This window comes from Burkholderia cepacia GG4, from assembly GCF_000292915.1.
Taxonomy (GTDB): Bacteria; Pseudomonadota; Gammaproteobacteria; order Burkholderiales; family Burkholderiaceae; genus Burkholderia; species Burkholderia cepacia_D.
On sequence record NC_018514.1, the window covers coordinates 1,850,295 to 1,868,282 of the forward strand.

At 68.0% G+C, this 17,988-nt stretch carries 15 protein-coding genes; 6 read left to right on the forward strand and 9 right to left on the reverse strand.

The features are described from left to right. Positions 1-47: 47 nt before the first annotated feature. The 3 genes from GEM_RS23930 to GEM_RS23940 all read right to left on the reverse strand — a co-directional run bounded on the left by GEM_RS23930 (position 48) and on the right by GEM_RS23940 (position 3,326). Positions 48-2,180: a TonB-dependent copper receptor gene (locus tag GEM_RS23930; protein WP_041490812.1), complete on the reverse strand. Its 2,133-nt coding sequence runs from the start codon at positions 2,178-2,180 to the stop codon at positions 48-50. An 82-nt stretch (positions 2,181-2,262) separates the two neighbouring features. Next, on the reverse strand, positions 2,263-2,631 hold the full coding sequence (locus GEM_RS23935) for a DUF2946 domain-containing protein (protein WP_014899987.1): 369 nt from the start codon (positions 2,629-2,631) through the stop codon (positions 2,263-2,265). A 158-nt stretch (positions 2,632-2,789) separates the two neighbouring features. Beyond that, positions 2,790-3,326, reverse strand: coding sequence for a cytochrome b (locus tag GEM_RS23940; protein ID WP_014899988.1), 537 nt, complete (start codon positions 3,324-3,326; stop codon positions 2,790-2,792). Positions 3,327-3,559: 233 nt separating this feature from the next. Between GEM_RS23940 and GEM_RS23945 the strand changes: the two genes are divergently transcribed. Beyond that, entirely contained in the window at positions 3,560-4,198 is a 639-nt protein-coding gene (locus tag GEM_RS23945; RefSeq protein WP_041490813.1) for a Pr6Pr family membrane protein, read from the forward strand. A 60-nt stretch (positions 4,199-4,258) separates the two neighbouring features. Here GEM_RS23945 and GEM_RS23950 read toward each other — a convergent pair whose 3' ends face one another. Next, positions 4,259-4,993: a peptidoglycan DD-metalloendopeptidase family protein gene (locus tag GEM_RS23950; RefSeq protein ID WP_014899990.1), complete on the reverse strand. Its 735-nt coding sequence runs from the start codon at positions 4,991-4,993 to the stop codon at positions 4,259-4,261. Between the two features lie 424 nt (positions 4,994-5,417). Here GEM_RS23950 and GEM_RS23955 point away from each other — a divergent pair, with 424 nt between their 5' ends. After that, the gene (locus GEM_RS23955) at positions 5,418-5,738 is read left to right on the forward strand and encodes a hypothetical protein (RefSeq protein ID WP_014899991.1); all 321 of its coding nucleotides are present in this window, start codon (positions 5,418-5,420) and stop codon (positions 5,736-5,738) included. A 115-nt stretch (positions 5,739-5,853) separates the two neighbouring features. On the opposite strand, the gene GEM_RS23960 is transcribed toward GEM_RS23955, so the two are convergent. The 4 genes from GEM_RS23960 to GEM_RS23975 form a co-directional block, all read right to left on the reverse strand. Next, a complete protein-coding gene (locus tag GEM_RS23960; RefSeq protein ID WP_014899992.1) occupies positions 5,854-6,198 on the reverse strand; it encodes a DUF4148 domain-containing protein in 345 nt (114 codons plus the stop codon). 199 nt (positions 6,199-6,397) lie between these two features. Then, positions 6,398-7,810, reverse strand: coding sequence for an NADP-dependent phosphogluconate dehydrogenase (gene gndA / locus GEM_RS23965; protein WP_014899993.1), 1,413 nt, complete (start codon positions 7,808-7,810; stop codon positions 6,398-6,400). Positions 7,811-7,907: 97 nt separating this feature from the next. After that, positions 7,908-8,555: a DUF938 domain-containing protein gene (locus GEM_RS23970; protein ID WP_014899994.1), complete on the reverse strand. Its 648-nt coding sequence runs from the start codon at positions 8,553-8,555 to the stop codon at positions 7,908-7,910. Beyond that, positions 8,552-9,448 carry an NAD-dependent protein deacetylase gene (locus GEM_RS23975; RefSeq protein ID WP_041490998.1) on the reverse strand — a complete coding sequence of 299 codons (897 nt, stop codon included), beginning with the start codon at positions 9,446-9,448 and terminating at the stop codon, positions 8,552-8,554. Before GEM_RS23975 ends, GEM_RS23970 begins: the two co-directional genes overlap by 4 nt. 1,147 nt (positions 9,449-10,595) lie before the next feature. Between GEM_RS23975 and GEM_RS23980 the strand changes: the two genes are divergently transcribed. Continuing rightward, positions 10,596-11,555, forward strand: coding sequence for an LLM class oxidoreductase (locus GEM_RS23980; RefSeq protein WP_014899996.1), 960 nt, complete (start codon positions 10,596-10,598; stop codon positions 11,553-11,555). Positions 11,556-11,905: 350 nt separating this feature from the next. Continuing rightward, entirely contained in the window at positions 11,906-14,338 is a 2,433-nt protein-coding gene (locus GEM_RS23985) for a mechanosensitive ion channel family protein (RefSeq protein ID WP_014899997.1), read from the forward strand. 72 nt (positions 14,339-14,410) lie between these two features. Here the strand turns inward: GEM_RS23985 and GEM_RS23990 are convergent, their stop codons facing one another. After that, positions 14,411-15,193, reverse strand: a complete 783-nt coding sequence (locus GEM_RS23990) for a CerR family C-terminal domain-containing protein (protein ID WP_014899998.1) — start codon at positions 15,191-15,193, stop codon at positions 14,411-14,413. A 92-nt stretch (positions 15,194-15,285) separates the two neighbouring features. On the opposite strand from GEM_RS23990, the gene GEM_RS23995 reads away from it, so the two are divergent. Both GEM_RS23995 and GEM_RS24000 read left to right on the forward strand, forming a co-directional pair. Beyond that, entirely contained in the window at positions 15,286-16,404 is a 1,119-nt protein-coding gene (locus tag GEM_RS23995; protein WP_014899999.1) for an HlyD family secretion protein, read from the forward strand. Next, positions 16,397-17,983, forward strand: a complete 1,587-nt coding sequence (locus GEM_RS24000) for a DHA2 family efflux MFS transporter permease subunit (RefSeq protein WP_014900000.1) — start codon at positions 16,397-16,399, stop codon at positions 17,981-17,983. The genes GEM_RS23995 and GEM_RS24000 overlap by 8 nt, the downstream gene beginning before the upstream one ends. Positions 17,984-17,988 lie beyond the last annotated feature (5 nt).

Here is a 17,988-nt window from a genome sequence, read left to right on the forward strand (position 1 = left end):
GGGCCGCCTTCACACGCGCGCATGCTGCAATGCACACGCACCGTGCGCTACAGCTTCGCGCTCACGCGCACCCATGCGGTCCGGCCCGGTTCCATCACCGGTGCGTTCGCCGGATAACCGAAGCCCGCGTTGCCGGCGAGGTTCAGGTGCTCGGTGTAGGCCTTGTTCAGCACGTTGTCGACGCCGATCGAGATCTGCACGGTCTTGCCGACGTTGTATTGCGTATGCAGCGACAGCACGCCGAATCCGGCGCTCGGGCCGAAGTCCTTGCCGACCACGTTGCCCTCGTTCACTGCATAACGATGCTGCGGCGCAACGATCCGCCACAGGCCGCCGGCCGACCATGCGCCGCGCGTGTATTCGAGCCCGATGCGTGCCTCGAGCGGCGGCATCTGCGGCAGCGGATCGCCACTTGCCACGTTGCGCCCCCACGCATACGCGAGCGACGTCTCGACGCGCAGCGGCGCAACCGGCCGCCACGACACGCCCCCTTCGCCGCCCATGATCTGCGCGTTGACGTTGGTCGCCTGCGTGGTCGGGCCCATCATGCCGGCCGCGTAATTGAACAGGATGAAGTCCTGCACATACCCCGCGTACGCCGACACCCATGCATCGAACCGGTCGCTCTTGTACTGCGCGCCGATATCGATCTGCGTGGTCTTCTCCGGCTGCACCGCCGAGAACGCGTTGACCGAACCGGCCGGCCCACGCGTCGCGGAGAACAGTTCCCAGTAGTCGGGATAACGTTCCGCATGACCGATCCCCGCGTACCACGTGACCGGCAGCGACGCGAGATCGCGCTCGTAGCGCACGAAGCCGCTCGGCAACACGCGCGAGCGATCGTCGTCGAAGGTCGGGTTCGGCTTGCTCATCATCATCCCGCTCTTCATCGCGCGCTTGTCGCGCGCGCTCGCATAGTCGACGCGCGCGCCGCCGATCACGCGTGACACGTCGCTCGCATACCACGTCAGCTCGCCGAACACGCCCGAGTTCCACATCGTCGCCTGCGCGTCCCACGGCTGGTCGCGGTAGTTCTGCTGCCCCATCGACGAGCGCGAATCGAGCCGGTTCGATTGCGCGTCGACACCGGTCACGAGCTTGAAGTCGTCGCCGAAACGGAACGTCGCGGCCGCGCGCGCACCGGCGGTGCGGCGCCGCACGTCGGCCGCCATCCGCATCGGCATGCTGCTGGTCGGGTCGGGCTGCCGCAACGTGTAGTTGTCCATCACGTGATCGGCTTCGTTGTAGTACACACGTGCCTCGATCCGGTCCAGCACATCGCCGAGGTGCCGCTTGTCGAACGACAGCCCGACTGTCTCGCGGCGGAAGTGCGCACCGTCCATCCCGCGGCCCGCGTAGCGCGCATAACCGTCGCCAGTGCCAGCAGTCAGCTCGACGCGCGTGTGGTCGTCGGGGGTCCAGCCGAGCGCCGCGTCGGCGTTCCACTTGTCCCACTGCGACGGCACCGTGTTGCCGTTGCCGTCCTTGTAGTCCTGCGAATGCGCGTGGTTCGCGGTCACGCGGCCGTAGACGTCGGGCGTGCCGGCCGTCAGGTCGATGTTCTGGTCATTGCGGCCGAACGATCCACCGACCAGGCTGCCGTCGAAACGCATGCCCGGACGCTCGAAGCGCGGCGTCACGCGCTCGAACAATACGGTGCCGGCCGATGCGCCGGGTCCGTACAGCACGGTCTGCGGGCCCTTCACGACCGTGACCTTGTCATAGCTTTCCGGCGCGATGTACGACGTCGGCGCATCCATCCGGTTCGGGCATGCGCCGAGCGTCGGCATTCCGTTCGCCAGGATGTTCAAGCGCGAACCGAACATCCCGCGCAGCACGGGGTCGCCGTTCGTGCCGCCGCTGCGGATCGACGTGAAGCCGGGGATCGTCTTCAGGTAATCCGCGCCGTCGCTGGCGGGCAGCGGCTGGCGCGGTGCCTTCGGATCCGTGACGACGACGAGCGGTGTCGACAGCGGCGACGCGACGACCTCGACGGGCGGCAGCAGCGCGGCCACGTCGTCGGCCGGGGCGCCTGCCGCACGCGCGGTTTCGGCCGCGGCCGCCGCCGCGGTCATTGCACTGACGGCCAGCGCGGGAACGGTGAGTGTCAGCATCCGCGGCACGCGCCGCGCACGGGAATGTCGCGCCGCCCTCGGCGCGCGCAAGGAGAAAATGGTCATGATCGAAAGCCCGAGTGACGCCCTCCACGTGGCCTCGACAGGCCACACGGATATCGGCGATGGAAAGAACGGAAGCAGCGCGTCAGGCGTGCTCGGGCGGTTCGCGCGGGTACGCGCGCGGATAGCGGTCGGCGTGCACCGCGACGGCATGCGGCGCGGTCGCGGAAACGGCAACGACGGTGATGAGGGCGAACGACGCGGCGGCCGGGGCACCGATCGCAGGATTGTGCGCGAAGAAGCCGCAATAGCCGCAGGCATCGAGATGCAGCGCGTGATCGTGCGCGCGGCCCGCATCGGACGCTCGGTGCGCGCCATGATCTGCACTGCAGACGATTGAGTCGGGGACAGCCGCCTGCGCGATACGCCACTGCGACACCAGCGGCGCCGCGATCGCGAACCAGATCGCGAGCACGCCCAGCCAGGCGGTCAGGTGACGATGTCGGTGCAGCATGCGCGGCGATGCGTAAGCAGAATGTAAAAGCAGCCGGGATATTACCGAATCTTCGCTGCGATGACCAGCTGCGCACGGCGGTAAACTGCCCGGGGGCGCATGGTTGTCAACACAACCATGCGCCCCCGGGGCTGCTGCGCGGCTTCAGCGCTCGGCGATCACGGCGCCATGCGCCGCAGCACGTCGTCGCGGCGGATGAAATGGTGGTAGAGCGCGGCCAGCGCATGCAGGCCGATCACGAAGTAGAACGCGTTGCCGATCAGCTCGTGCGCTTCCTTGATCGTCGGCCGCAGCGCCTTGTCGGGGCCGAACAGCGTGAACGACACGCCGATCCAGTCGAGCGACACGGGCTTGCCGCCCATGTTGACCATCATGATGCCGAGCAGCGGCTGCGCGAGGATGAATACGTACAGCGCGAAATGCGCGAGCTTCGACAGCCACTTCAGCAGCGTCGCCTGCGGAATGGGTGCCGGCACGCGACCGAGCATCCGCCACAACACGCGCAACACCGACAGCACCAGCACGAACGTGCCCGCCAGCAGGTGCACGTTCATCCAGAACACGCGACTATCGCTGCCTTTCGGCCCGCGAATCTCGATGGCCAGGTAGGCCAGCGCCACCAGCAGGAAGATGGCCCAGTGGAAGAAGATCGCCGGCGAGCTGTAGCGCGTCTGTTTCGCAAGGATGTTTCTCATGCTTCGTCTCGTGTTTCTCGTGTTGTATGCGGGGCAGGCGCACGCCGCGGCTGGCCTGTCCCCGGCGGCTGCCCCGATTGTAGCCGCACGCGCGACCGCTGTTGCCCGACGGCATCAAATATCCGAAGAATCGACGCCACCCGCGCCCGCGATGCCGTCATATGGAAAATCCGCATCGCACACATGGACCGCTGTGGCACGATGGAGCTTTGATGCGACGTCGCGCGGGCATCATGAGCAAAGCGTTCTTCGTTGCGGCCTACCGGCTGATCGCCGCGTTGCTCGCCGTGTCCACCACGTTGCACAGCGTCGCCGGCTACTGGCATCTGCCCAGCTTTCACCTCGGCAACTACCTCAGCTACTTCACTCAACTGAGCAGCCTCTACGCGGCGGCCATGCTCGCCGCGGGGCTGTGGCGCGTCACGCGCACCGGCTCGGCCCGTTACGAATCGATGCGCGGTGCCGCCGTGCTGTACGTGCTGATCACCGCGATCGTCTACGAGCTGCTACTCGCCCGGCTCGATGCGCTGCGCCACGTCACGCCGGCATTCAACAACTGGGTACTGCACCGGATCGTGCCGCTCGTGATGCTGTGCGACTGGCTGTATGTGGAGCCGCGCTCGCCGATCCCGCGGCGCAGCGTGTTCGCGTGGCTCGGCTTTCCGTTCGTCTATCTCGGCTATACGCTCGTGCGCGGCGCACTGGAGAACTGGTATCCGTATCCGTTCGTCGATCCGCGGCCGCACGGCTACCTGCCGGTCGCCATCCAGTGCTCGCTGATCGCGCTCGGCGCGGCAGGGCTCGCACTCGGTGTTCGCTGGCTCGGCAATCATGCGCGGCAGTCTGCCAGCGCGGAGGTCAGGGAAGGATGAAGGCGGGAGCGGGAGCGGGAGCGTGTGCGCCGCGCGGCGCACACGTCGTGACGCGGCCCGTCAGCCGCCGTTGCGCGGCAGGAAGTTCATCGGATCGACGACCTTGCCGTTCTGCCGGACTTCGAACTCGAACGTCGCACGACCGCTCGCGTCGGTGCCCATCTCGGCGACCGGCTGGCCTGCGCGCACCGCGTCGCCTTCGTTGACGAGCAGCTTGCCGTTGTGTCCGTAGGCCGTGATCAGCCCGTTGTCGTGCTTCAGGATCACGAGCGGACCGTACGCCTTGACGCCCGACCCGGCGTAGACCACCCGCCCGTTGGCCGCGGCCCGCACCGAATGGTCGGGCCCCGAGGCAGCGATCACGATGCCGCGCGTCTTGCCGGTTGCAAACGGCGCCGCGACGATGCCCGTGGCCGGCCATGCGAGCGAGCCGGGTTGCGCGACCGCGGCGGGCGGCTGCCCGAGCGACGTCGCGGCCGGCGGCGGCGCGACGCGCAGCACCTGGCCGGGCGACAGGCCGTCGTTGGGCGACATGTGGTTCCAGCTGGCCACGTCCTGCACGCGCTGCCCGTAGGCGGCGGCGACACCCGCGAGCGTGTCGCCGGGATTCACGCGGTAGTAGCCGGCGATCACGCCCGGCGTGGCGACCGACGCCGGCGTCGACTGACGCACCGGTTGCCAGCTGTCGGTCCACGGCGTCATCGTACAGCCCGCCAGCGCGGCGGCCGCGACGGCGAACGCCGCCTGCGGCATCCAGCGCGCCAGGGAAGCGTGGATCGGGATATTTTTTCTCAAGGGTCCTCCGGATTTGCGTCGTTGCGCCGCCCGCCGCCCTCCGGCGTGCGACGCACGATGTCCGGCCGAACGGCCGGACCAACCAGTATCCGACCGCTCTCGCGGCCGTCAGTTTCCACAGCGGAACGTCGACGCGAACGGGCTCTCCGGCCCTTTTTTCACATCGTCCCGATCGTCAAAGATACCATTTGTCGCGGTCAGGACCGCGACAGGCGCCCGACCCGGTGACAATCTTGCGGCCTGCCGCGCGCGTGGCGACCGCTTGCAAGCCGCGCCGCGCGGGCCGTTCGGCGGCCTGCCGAGGGGCCGTGCCGCCCCGGCCTTCGCCACGCCATCCATCTCGCGCCGGCGACCGCCGCCCCGCCCGGTCGCCTCCTATACTCGGAGATGCCCCACAAGATCCGGCGACAACGAGGAGATGATCATGAACAACGCGACGTTTCTGTCCGTGCAAATCAACGCCGAGGATTTCGCCGGTTCCAGCGGCCTCGTCGAATTGCTCAACCGGCACCTGCTGTTCGCGACGGACGTCGCCGAAGCCGCCGACGCGCTCGTCCAGCTCGCGAGCATCGCGCACCTGAGCGGCGCGACCCGCCACAGCGTCGAGCTGCCGGTGCTCGCGATCGAGCGGCTGCGCGACGCGCTCGACACGCTGAGCGGCTACGACGAAACGTGGCTGCAGGCGCTGGAGCCGCGCGAAGCGCTGTTCAGGGACATCGGCCGCGGCCACCGGCCGCTGCACTGACGCAAGCGGAGCCACCAATGAAAACAGCCCGTCGTTCCGTGATGCGGAACGACGGGCTGCGTGTGCTGCGCGGGGTCGGATCAGGCCGCTCATGCGGCCCGTCGATCGACGACGATTAACGACCCTTGTAGATCGGTGCGCCATCCGACACGCGCTTGACCTGCCAGCCGGTCTTGGCGGCTGCCGGCGCGCCCGACTCTTGCTGAGCGGCCGGTTGTGCGCCGTAGCCGGTCGTATCGGCAGTGGCGACGTTCTGTTGCGGGTTCACACGGGCTTCGGCTGCCTGGATGCCCGCCGGATAGTCCGTACGGTCGCTGCCCAGCTTATAGCCGGCCTGTTGCAGCGCGGCCAGTTCGGCCTTCACCTGCGCGCGGGTAACGGGCGCGTTCTGTTGGGCGAACGACACGGCGGGAACGGCGAGGACGGCAGCTGCAGCGAACGTTGCGATCAGCGATTTCATGATTTACCTCCGGGATTTTTTTGCTCCGCCGCACACACCATGTCTGCAGCGATTGAACAAAGTTTAGTCCCGAGAGCACTTAGGGAAAACCATGAAAGAACGAAAACACTGTTTCCTCGGAGCCAACAATTCCGGGATCCGGGAACCTAAAACCCTACTCAAAGAATAGAATTTCGCAACAATGCCGCCCTCGGGCCGGTTACGACCAGTTCGCGTGGAAGCTACCCGGCTTGTCGGTACGTTCGAACGTGTGCGCGCCGAAGAAGTCTCGCTGCGCCTGCACCAGGTTCGCCGGCAGCCGCTCGGAACGGTAGCTGTCGAAGTACGCGACCGCCGACGCGAACGCCGGCACCGGCACGCCTGCCTTCACCGCGGCCACCACGACGTCGCGCAGCGATGCCTGATAATTCGCGGCGATGTCCTTGAAGTACGGATCCAGCAGCAGGTTCGCGAGCGCTGCATCCTTCGCGTACGCGTCCGTGATCTTCTGCAGGAAGCGCGCGCGGATGATGCAACCCGCGCGGAAGATCTTCGCGATCGTCCCGAGATCGAGATTCCAGCCGTACTCTTCGGATGCCGTGCGCAACTGTGCGAAGCCCTGTGCGTACGAGATCACCTTGCTCAGGTACAGCGCGCGGCGCACAGCTTCGATGAAGGCGGCGCGGTCGCCGTCGAACGGTGCGGCTGCCGGACCCGACAGGATCTTGCTGGCCGCGACGCGCTCGGTCTTCAGCGACGACAGCACGCGCGCGAACACCGACTCGGTGATGAGCGGCAGCGGCACGCCCAGATCCAGCGCGTTCTGGCTCGTCCACTTGCCGGTGCCCTTCTGCGCGGCGCGATCGAGGATCACGTCGACGAGGTGCTTGCCGGTCTCGTCATCCTTCTTGCCGAAGATCTTCGACGTGATCTCCATCAGGTAGCTGTCGAGTTCGCCCTGGTTCCACTCGGTGTACACCGCGCCGAGTTCGTCGTTGCTCAGGCCCGCGACGTCCTTCAGCACCGCGTAGCTCTCGGCGATCAGTTGCATGTCGCCGTATTCGATCCCGTTGTGGACCATCTTCACGTAGTGGCCCGCACCGTCCGGCCCCATGTACGCGACGCACGGCTCGTCGTCCGACGGCGCCTTCGCGGCGATCTGCTTGAGGATCGGCTCGACCAGGTCGTACGCGTCGCGCTGGCCGCCGGGCATGATCGACGGACCGCGCAGCGCACCCTCCTCGCCGCCCGACACGCCGGTGCCGATGAAGTGCAGGCCCGATTGCGCGAGCTCCTGGTTGCGGCGGATCGTGTCGGTGAAGTGCGTATTGCCGCCGTCGATCAGCACGTCGCCCTTCTCGAGCAGCGGCTTGAGCGATGCGATCGTCGCATCGGTCGCTTCGCCGGCCTTCACCATCATCAGGATCCGGCGCGGCGTTTCGAGCGACGCGACGAATTCCTCGAGCGTATGGGTCGGCACCAGATTGCGGCCGGGGAATTCGGCGATCAGTTCGTCGGTTTTCTCGCGGCTGCGGTTGTACACCGACACCGCGTAACCGCGGCTCTCGATATTGAGTGCGAGATTGCGGCCCATCACCGCGAGCCCGATCACACCGATTGCTTGTTTGCCCATTATTCAATTCTCCGGAAAAAACGGGGCGCGACCCGAGCCGGGCCGCGCGCACAGGCGAAAGGATAGTGGAAACCCGGCCGCGATGCGCGCTTGCGTGTCATTGCTCCGCGTGCGGCAGGCGCCGGAACACGACGCTCAGGTTGTTGGCCGGCATCTCGACGACCTCGATGCAGTCGAGCCCGCGGTCGAGGCCCAGCGCGACGACGGCCTCGAGGTCGCGCACGCCCCACGACGGATCGCGGCTGCGCAACTGCTGGTCGAACGCTTCGTTCGACGGCGCCGTATGCCGGCCTGCGCGGCGATACGGACCGTACAGGAACAGGATGCCGCCCGGGCGCAGCACGCGCGACGCGCCGGCGAACAGCGCGTCGGTGCAGGCCCACGGCGAGATGTGAATCATGTTGATGCAGACGATCGCGTCGAGTGCGGAGGCCGGCCATGGCCACGCGGCATCGCGCACGTCGAACGCCAGCGGCTCGTCCAGGTTCGCGAGGCCAGCATGCGCAACCCAAGCGGCGATCGAACGACGCGCCTGCGCGTCGGGGTCGCTCGGCTGCCAGCGCAGCCCCGGCAGCGCCTGCGCGAAATGGACCGCATGCTGCCCCGTGCCGCTCGCGATCTCGAGCACGCTGCCGCTCGCGGGCAGCACGCGACGCAGCACGTCGAGGATCGGCTCGCGATTGCGCTCGGCCGCCGGCGCCGACAGCCGCGCCGACGGATCGGATGACGACGTCGGCCCGGTCACGATGCCTGCTCCGTTGCGCTGCCGGCGACGCCCAGCCGCGCATTCAGCGCATCGAGCGCGGGCGCGCAACGCGCCTCGACCTTCAGCGTCAGCATCGGATCGGCGCGCGTGTGGCCGAGGTTCAGCGCGGCGACCGGCTTGTGCTGCGCCTGCGCCCAGACGCAGAAGCGGTAGCCGGAATACACCATCAGCGACGAGCCGACGACGAGCAGCGCATCGGCCGCGTCGAGCGCCTGCGACGCCAGCGCCACGCGTTCGCGCGGCACGTTCTCGCCGAAGAACACGACGGCCGGCTTCAGCAGCCCGCCGCATGCCGGGCAGGCCGGAATGCGGAATGTGTCGAGCGCGCCCCATTCGAGATGCGCGTCGCCGTCGGCGGCCGGCTCCGCCTGCGCGCCGAGCAGTTCGGGGTTGTCCGCTTCGAGCACGGTCTGGATCGTCGCGCGCGCATGGTGCGCGCCGCAGTCGAGGCACGTGACGCCGCTAATGCCGCCGTGCAGCTCGATTACGTCGTCGCTGCCCGCGCGCTGGTGCAGCCCGTCGACGTTCTGCGTGACGAGGCGCTCGATCCGGCCGGTGCCGCCGAGCCGCGCGAGCGCGACGTGCGAGCGGTTCGGCTGCGCGCGGCCGACGACGGGCCAGCCGATCATGCTGCGCGCCCAGTAGCGCCGGCGCGCCGCGTCGGAACCGAGGAATTCGTGGAGCTGGATCGGCGGCGACCGCATCCACTGACCGTTGCGGTCGCGATAGCCGGGAATGCCGGAATCGGTGCTGATGCCCGCGCCGGTCAGCACGAGCAGCCGCGGATGGCGCTCGACGAACGTGTGCAGCGCGTCGAGCGCGGCCGGATCGATGTCGGCGGATGAGGGGTCGTGCAAGGCGGTATCGTTCATGTTGGCGGCGTGATCGGGCGTGCCGGCAGGCCGTGCGCCCGCACGGGCTGGCCAGCGCGCCAGCACATGATACCGAACGCCGCGCGATCCGGCCGACGCCGCGCGCATCAAGACCGGCGCACAAAAAAAGACGCCCATCGACCAAGTGGCGATGGGCGCTTCAACAATTGATCCATCGGGGTAGTGGATCAACTGACAGCACAATGTCGTCGCATCCGCCGCAATGCAGCCGGCGGAGCTATCTCCTGAACTACGTGATCGGTTCCCTGATGACGCGCGCATTGCCGCACTGCCGGCATGCCCGTCCGCTCCTGCCCGGGCCTGCCTATGCGGCGCGCAGACGCAGGCGTCGCGTACGGCGCTTGCGTTTCGCGCGGCGGCATCAAGATCCGGAAGTCATGCTCGTCCATCTGCGTACACCTGCGGTTCATCCTCGACGGCCAAACGGCACCTGTCGGCCTCGTGCGTCGCGCGTGCACGTCGCCCGGAACGAACCCGATTTGTTCGGATGGAACGGAAAGCCGCGCGGTCAGGTCGCCGCAATCAACGGCGAAGCGAATATCCGGGCAGGTCGGCGATTCAGGTTTGCAACATGACATGTTGCGATTCGGTCTGTTTTCATTCTCTTGTCCCCGTCTTCGATGCGTCCGACCCACTGAAGCGAGCGCCGGGCCCTACTGCGCCCGCGATCGCGCTCACGGCCCGTACAGATATGCAAGGAGCGCACCATGCGTCGCGGCGCAAGGCCCCGCGGGGCGGTGAAATGGCCCTGACCCGAATCGCGCGGTGAAGGAAAGGCGTGAATGTTTCGAAAGTGAAACGACGGGAAACGGCGTACCCGATCGACGACGACCGGCCGGTCGGCGATGTTGCAGGAATGGTACGTGTGTCGCAGCGCTGCGTTTTCGCCTTCAGACGACCGACGACTTGCTTGCAAATACCAAACCAGAACTACGTATGTGTGATCGAACACGCATCGCGACCATGCGCGCGGCCCTGCCCGATCAGCAGCCCGCGCGCCGCAAGCTTCGCGCAAACACGTTAGCATTCGGGCACGGTATTCCGTGCGTGGCAAGCGCACCGGCCCGTCGCCGGCACTTGCACGAACCGGCGCGTATCCGCTTCGCCCCGTCTTCGAGGAATCGACATGACCCTGCCCGCCTCCGACCGCCCCGATGTCGCGCCTCGCGTCTTCTCGGCCGGCCGGCTGTCGATCGGCCTGACGTTGCCGCTGCTTCGCAGCGGCAATACCGTCGCCGATTTCAACGAGCAGCTCGAACTCGCGGCGCTCGCCGATGCGCTCGGGTTTCGTGCACTGTGGATTCGCGACGTGCCGCTGAACAGCGCCGACTATCCCGACCCGGTCGGCCATCTCGATCCGTGGGTCCTGCTCGGCGCGCTCGCGTCGCGCACCCGCCGGATCGTGCTTGCCAGCGGCGCGATCGTGCTGCCGCTGCGTCATCCGCTGCATATCGCGAAAGGCGCGCTGTCGGTCGCGACGCTGTCCGGCGGCCGCTTCGTCCTCGGGCTCGGCTCGGGCGACCGGCCGCCCGAATATGCCGCGTTCGGCGTCGACGCGGAAACGCGGCGCGACCGCTATCGCCAGCACTGGGAGGTCGTCGCGGCCGCGCTCGGCGTGCCGTCGCGCGTGCTGCCCGACGAGACGCCGCCCGACGCGCCCGACTTCACGCTGCTGCCGCGCGACACCGCCGCCGTGCCGATGCTCGCGGTCGGCTCCGGCGGACAGAGCGTCGACTGGATCGCACGGAACGCGATCGGCTGGATGACATACCACCGCGATCCGGACACGCAGCGCGCCCGTCATTCGATGTGGCGGGCGGCCGTCGAGCGACTCCCGCAACCGGCATTTCGCGCGTTCGGCGTGTCGATGCGACTCGATCTCGACGCGAATCGCGATGCGCCGGCCACTGCGCTGTCGCTCGGCTACGCCACCGGACGGCGCGCGCTGATCGACATCCTGCACGACATGCAGGCGGCCGGCACGCATCACGTGACGCTGAATCCCGGCTCCGACCGGGCGGTGCGCGAGATCATCGAGGAAATCGCGGAACACGTGCTGCCGGTCTTTCACGACGAGCAGGCATGATTCCTCAGGAATCCGAATTCGTAGTATGCGACGCCACCTGAGGCTTCCATCGCAATGGCCGGCGCCGAGCACGTTCCATTCCCGGCCGCGCTGCCGCCAAGCCTCGACGCGTCGCTACGTGACGTAGCGTGCCGGTACGACCGGGCCAATCGCAGGCTGCCGACCACCCGCCCCGACGCTCGCCCTGTCATGCGCACCGCCCGGCAGCCGCAAACGCCCGCACCACCGGCCGCATGCACGATTCGAATATTCGTCGACGGAACTATTCGGCTCCGGTCGCGATCATGTTAACTTCCGTCCATCGTCCAGACCGGCGGGCCACGCTTCGACGCGCGCCCGCACGCCTCCCCATGCGACATTTCCTGCTCGGCTGGCTGTTCGCCGCCGTCGTATCGACCGCCCACGCGGCCGCCCCTGCCCCTGCCGCCGCATCGGCCGCATCCGGCGCCGTGCCCGCGCTGACGCCGCAACAGGCGCAGCAAGCCCTTTCGGTGCTGCAGAATCCGCGCGAGCGCGAACAGGTGGAGACGACCTTGCGTGCGATCGCGGCAGTCGGCGTGCTGACCACGCCCGCACTCCCCGCCAGCGCAGCGGCCCCGGCCAGTGCCGCGTCGGCTGCTGCCCCGGCCGCGCTCACATCGAACGGACTCGCGTCGATGCTCGTGCGGCAAGGGTCGCGCTGGGCAGGCCAGATCGGCGGCGCACTGAACGAATCGCTGCGCTCGCTGCTCGATGTCGGCTCGGTCGGTAGCTGGTGGCACGACCGAATGGTGCGCGCCGACGAGCGCGCGGACCTCGCGCACTCGATCTGGGTCATCGTCGCCGTGCTCGTACCCGCGCTCGTCGTCGAATGGTTCGCGCGGCGCCTGCTGCGGCGCGCGCTGACCGCCCTGACCGCCCGCCGGACCGAATCGTCGCGTCAGGCGGACGACGAGCCGCCGGCGCCCGACGACGACACCGCGCCGGCGCCGGAACCCGACGGCCCGGCCGACGCGCCCGACACTCGCCAGCCGTCGTCGCAAGGCCGCGGCCACGCGCGGCGCCACACCACACTGCTGCGCCGGATGCCGCGCGCGCTGGTCGACCTGACGCTGCGGTCGGTGCCGCTGCTCGTGTTCGTCGGCGTCGCGAGCCTGACGATGTCGGTCCTCGCCGAAGCCGATACGCCGATCGAAGCCGCGCTCGAATCGCTGATCGACATCTACGTGATCAGCCGCCTCGTGACGATCGTCAGCCGGCTGTTCTTCCAGCCCGATGCGCGGCAATTGCGGTTGCTGCACATCGGCGACGCGTGGGCCGCGTTCGCGCAGCGCTCGATTTCGCGGATCGTGATCGTCGTCGGCGCCTGCACGGCCGCGGTCGAGATCGCCGCTAGCCTGGGCCTCAGCGACGCCGGCCACGTCGCGCTGCTGAAGGCCGTCGCGCTCGTCGGGCACTTGATGATCTCGGCGCTGATCCTGCGCTGCCGCGAACCGGTCGCCGCGCGCATCCGTGCGGCCGGCGCCGACCGGCCGACCTTCGCGATGATCGGCAATGCCCTCGCCGACGCATGGGCGCCCGTGGCGGTGTTCGTCGTGATGGCGTTGTGGTTCGTGTGGGCGCTCGACGTCCACAACGGCTATCGCGTGCTGATCACGCTAGGCGGCCGGTCGCTCGCCGTGATGATCGGCATGCGGATGGTGTCGATCGTCGTGTTCGGCGCGCTCGCGCGGCTGTTCCAGCGCCGCGACGACGATCACACGCTCGTCCATCTCCACGCCTACCGCTACTATCCGCTGCTGCGCCAGATCGTGTCCGCGGTGATCGCCGTCGTGACCGTCGCACTGCTGCTGCAGATCTGGGGCGTGCCGATCTTCCACGCATTCGGGACCGGCACGATCGGTCATCGGCTCGCGTCCGCGCTGATCACGATCGCGATCGCGGCGGTGGTCGCGCTGATCGTGTGGGAAGCCGCGAACATCGCGATCGAGCGACGCCTGCAGCAGTGGACCCGCGAAGGCAACCTGGCGCGCGCGGCGCGGCTGCGCACGCTGCTGCCGATGCTGCGCTCGCTGCTGTTCATCATGATCGCGCTCGTCGTCGTGCTGACGGGTCTCAGCGAAATCGGCGTAAACGTCGGCCCGCTGCTCGCCGGCGCCAGCATCTTCGGCGTCGCGCTCGGCTTCGGCTCGCAGAAGCTCGTGCAGGACTTCATCACCGGAATCTTCCTGCTGATGGAAAACGCGATGCAGGTGGGCGACTGGGTCACGCTCGCCGGCGTATCCGGCACCGTCGAATACCTGTCGATCCGCACGGTGCGCCTGCGCGCGGGTGACGGGTCGCTGTACACGATCCCGTTCAGCTCGGTGACGACCGTCAACAACACGAACCGCGGGCTCGGCAATGCGGCCGTCAAGGTCAGCATCGCGTACGGCCAGGACATCGATCTCGCGATCGCGACGTTGAAGGAAATCGGCGCCGCATTGCGCGACGACCCGAACTATAAGGATGGCATCCTGTCGGACTTCAGCTACTGGGGGATCGACCAGGTCGACGGCGCGGCGGTCGCGCTGGCCGGACAGATGCAATGCAAGGACTCGTCGCGCTGGGGCGTGCAGCGCGAATTCAACCGGCGGATCGCGGTAATGTTCCGCGAGCGCGGGATCCGGATCGCGAATCCGCAGCGCAGCCTCGTCGCGTATGACAAAGGTGCACACCCCGTCGCTCCCGATGACGACGGCAATGCCGCCGGCACGGCCGCCGAGCCGCCGCCTTCCGCTGCACCGGCACGCACGCCGGACTGACGGAGCGTGCGCCGGTCGGCCGGCAGCCGCGCTCACGCCACGCCCGAACCACCGGCCGGCTGATACGCGCGTTCAACGCGCCGCGGGCTTCTTCGCGTGCTGAACACGCTTCGATGCGGTCTTCGGCACGGCAGCCCTGGCGCCGGCGTCCGTGCCGCGCTCCGCATGCCATTGCTCGAGCAGCACCCGCGTCTGCTCGGCAACCGTCGCGATCACCAGCGCGGCGCCTTCATCGTCGAATTCGTCCCATTCGAGCAACTGCAGCGCCGAGCGCTGCGCGATGTGGAACACCGTCAACTGCCCGAACAGGCTCAGCGCGCGCAGCCGCGTGACGGGATCGTCGGCCGGCCGGCCGGAGATCCGTCCGATCAGTTCGGCGTTCACATCGTTGAGCGGCTTGCGCATGCGCGTCATGAGGATTTCGCTCGCGCTCTCGGGTTCCTGCCCGCCCTGCTCGCGTGCGAAGAACATCCGCTGGTTCATCGTCTTCGGCACCGTGAACATCCGGTCGGCGAGCGCACGCATGATGCCGATGAACGCATCGATCAGCACGTCGACGTCCGCATCCGCGGCGAGCATCGCCCGCGCATGCTCGACCGCCGGGCGGAACACTTCCCAGCCCAGTTCCGCGATCGTCTCCACGCTCGCGCGGTAAACGCCTTCCTTGTTCTCGAAGTAGTACTGCAGCGCCGGCGCGTTCACCCCGGCCTTCGCGGCAATGTCGCGCGTCGATGCGCCCGCGAACCCGCGTTCGCCGAACAGCTCGATCGCCGCCTCGATGATCCGCTGGCGCGTCTCGTCGCCGCGCGCGTAGCCGCCCGTCGATGTGCGACGCAGCTTCTTCGCTTCGTTCATGCGTTCCTCGTTATTCGATCGATCGACATTCTACTTGACACAATTTTAGCAACTGGAATAATTATTCCGTTCGGAATAAATCGGATACCCGCATGTCGACGCTGCAAGACCCGCCTTCGAAAGCAAATCGTCAGGAAACCGCAATATCGCCCCGCAACAGCAGCGCGAAGCGGCGCATCGCGATCGCCGTTGTCGTGGTCGCGGCGATCGGCGCCGCCGCATGGCTCGGCCGCTGGTGGACAGTCGAGCGCTTCATCGAAAGCACCAACGACGCGTACCTGCAGGCCGACAACATGAGCGCCGCGCCGAAGGTCGCAGGCTACGTGACCGACGTGTACGTGCGCGACAACCAGGCCGTCAAGGCCGGCGATCCGCTCGTGCGGCTCGACGTCCGCCAGTACCAGGTGGCGTTCGCGCAATCGAATGCCACCGTCGACGCGCGCCGCGCCGACATCGCCCGCGCGCAAGCCGACATCAGCCAGCAGCGCGCGAACCTCGAGCAGGCCGAAGCGCAGGCGAAGGTGTCGCAGATCAACGCACGGCACGCGAACGACGAATATGCGCGCTACGCACCGCTCGCGGCGACCGGCGCCGAGACGCACGAGCGCGTCGCCGACCTGAAGAGCACGCGCGACCAGGCAGCCGGCACGCTCGCCGCGAACAATGCGTCGATCACTGCCGCCCGCACCCAGATCGCGTCGTTCACCGCGCAGCTTCAACAGGCACGCGCGCAGCTCGAAGCCGCGCAGGCCAGCGCTGCGCAGGCGCAACTCGACCTCGACAACACGATCGTGCGCAGCACGCTCGACGGCCGGGTCGGCGACCGCACGGTGCGCGTCGGCCAGTACGTGCAGCCCGGCACGCGCCTGCTGACCGTCGTGCCGGTGGACGCGATCTACCTCGTCGCGAACTTCAAGGAAACGCAGATCGGCCGGATGCGCATCGGCCAGCCCGTCGAGCTGCACGTCGACGCGCTGCCGGACGACAGGCTCACCGGCACGGTCGACAGCTTCGCGCCCGGCACCGGCGCGCAATTCGCGCTGCTGCCGCCCGAGAACGCGACCGGCAACTTCACGAAGATCGTGCAGCGCGTGCCGGTGCGCATCCGCCTCGCCGCGAATGTGCGCGCGCAACGCATGCTGTTGCCGGGGCTGTCCGTGACCGTCGACGTCGACACGCGTTCGGCCGGTAACGAGAAGCGCCATGGCTGATACCGCCGCCACCCCGCCCGCGCCGCCGCACGAAGGCCGCGCGAGCGTGACCGACTGGATCGCGGTCGCCGCCGGCGCACTCGGTGCGCTGATGGCGACGCTCGACATCTCGATCACGAACTCCGCGCTACCGCAGATCCAGGGCGAAATCGGCGCGACCGGCACCGAGGGCACCTGGATCTCGACCGGCTACCTGATGTCGGAAATCGTGATGATCCCGCTCGCCGCGTGGCTCACGCGCGTGTTCGGGCTGCGCAATTTCCTGCTGACGAACGCCGCGCTGTTCATCGCGTTCTCGATGATGTGCGGCTGGTCGAATTCGCTCGCGATGATGATCGCCGGGCGCATCGGACAGGGCTTCACGGGCGGCGCGCTGATCCCGACCGCGCAAACCATCATCCGCACGCGGCTGCCGCTGTCGCAGCTGCCGGTCGGGATGACGCTGTTCGGACTGATCGTACTGCTCGGCCCGCTGTTCGGCCCGGTGCTGGGCGGCTGGCTCGCGGAGAACGTGAGCTGGAGCTGGTGCTTCTTCCTGAACCTGCCGGTGTGCCTGCTGCTGATGGCGCTGCTGGTGTTCGGGCTGCCGTCGGACCGGCCGCAATGGAACACCTTCTTCAACGCGGACTGGCTCGGGATCGCGGGCCTCGCGATCGGGCTGAGCTCGCTGACCGTCGTGCTCGAGGAAGGGCAGCGCGAACGCTGGTTCGAGTCGCAGCTGATCGTCACGCTGAGCTGCGTGTCGCTCGCCGGGATGATCCTGATCGCGCTGTCGCAGCGCTTCGCGAAGCGGCCGATCATGCGCCTGTCGCTGATGCGCAATCCGCGCTACGCGAGCGTGATCGTGATCGTGTCCGCGGTGGGCGCCGGGCTGTACGGCGTGTCGTACCTGCTGCCGCAGTTCCTCGCGATCGTCGCGGGCTACAACGCGGAACAGGCCGGCGCGATCATGCTGCTGTCGGGCCTGCCCGCGTTTCTCGTGATGCCGATCCTGCCGCGCCTGCTCGGCAAGGTCGACTTCCGCATCCTCGTCATCTCCGGGCTGCTGCTGTTCTGCCTGAGCTGCATGCTCGACATCAGCCTGACCGCTCAGAGCGTCGGCCACGATTTCGTGTGGTCGCAACTGATCCGCGGCGTCGCGCAGATGCTCGCGATGATGCCGCTTAACCAGGCGTCGATGGCGGCCGTCGCGCGCGAAGACTCGGGCGACGCGGCCGGGCTCTACAACATGGCGCGCAACCTCGGCGGCTCGATCGGGCTCGCGATCATCGGCACCGTGATCGACCGGCGCACGACCTTCCATGCGGCCGCGCTGCGCGAATCGGTGACCGCCAATTCGCTGATCGGGCAGGAACGGCTGTCGGCCTATGCGGCGAACTGGTTCGCCCATACGGGCGACCTCGCGTATTCGAATCTGCGCGCGCTCGGCCAGCTCGCGCAGCAGATCCAGGTCCAGGCCATCGTGATGACCTATTCCGAAACCTTCTACCTGCTGGGCCTCGCGCTGCTTGCGTGCGTGCCGCTCGCGCTGCTGCTGAAGACGCCGCGCGGCCCGCAGCCGATGTCATCCGGCCATTGAACCGT

Coding starts and splice junctions, on each gene's coding strand:
- GEM_RS23935 (WP_014899987.1), bottom strand. CDS start 2,631: ATGCTGCACCGACATCGTCACCTGACCGCCTGGCTGGGCGTGCTCGCG.
- GEM_RS23955 (WP_014899991.1), top strand. CDS start 5,418: ATGAACAACGCGACGTTTCTGTCCGTGCAAATCAACGCCGAGGATTTC.
- GEM_RS23995 (WP_014899999.1), top strand. CDS start 15,286: ATGTCGACGCTGCAAGACCCGCCTTCGAAAGCAAATCGTCAGGAAACC.
- GEM_RS23985 (WP_014899997.1), top strand. CDS start 11,906: ATGCGACATTTCCTGCTCGGCTGGCTGTTCGCCGCCGTCGTATCGACC.
- gndA (WP_014899993.1), bottom strand. CDS start 7,810: ATGGGCAAACAAGCAATCGGTGTGATCGGGCTCGCGGTGATGGGCCGC.
- GEM_RS23990 (WP_014899998.1), bottom strand. CDS start 15,193: ATGAACGAAGCGAAGAAGCTGCGTCGCACATCGACGGGCGGCTACGCG.
- GEM_RS23940 (WP_014899988.1), bottom strand. CDS start 3,326: ATGAGAAACATCCTTGCGAAACAGACGCGCTACAGCTCGCCGGCGATC.
- GEM_RS23945 (WP_041490813.1), top strand. CDS start 3,560: ATGAGCAAAGCGTTCTTCGTTGCGGCCTACCGGCTGATCGCCGCGTTG.
- GEM_RS23975 (WP_041490998.1), bottom strand. CDS start 9,448: ATGAACGATACCGCCTTGCACGACCCCTCATCCGCCGACATCGATCCG.
- GEM_RS23960 (WP_014899992.1), bottom strand. CDS start 6,198: ATGAAATCGCTGATCGCAACGTTCGCTGCAGCTGCCGTCCTCGCCGTT.
- GEM_RS23980 (WP_014899996.1), top strand. CDS start 10,596: ATGACCCTGCCCGCCTCCGACCGCCCCGATGTCGCGCCTCGCGTCTTC.
- GEM_RS24000 (WP_014900000.1), top strand. CDS start 16,397: ATGGCTGATACCGCCGCCACCCCGCCCGCGCCGCCGCACGAAGGCCGC.
- GEM_RS23930 (WP_041490812.1), bottom strand. CDS start 2,180: ATGACCATTTTCTCCTTGCGCGCGCCGAGGGCGGCGCGACATTCCCGT.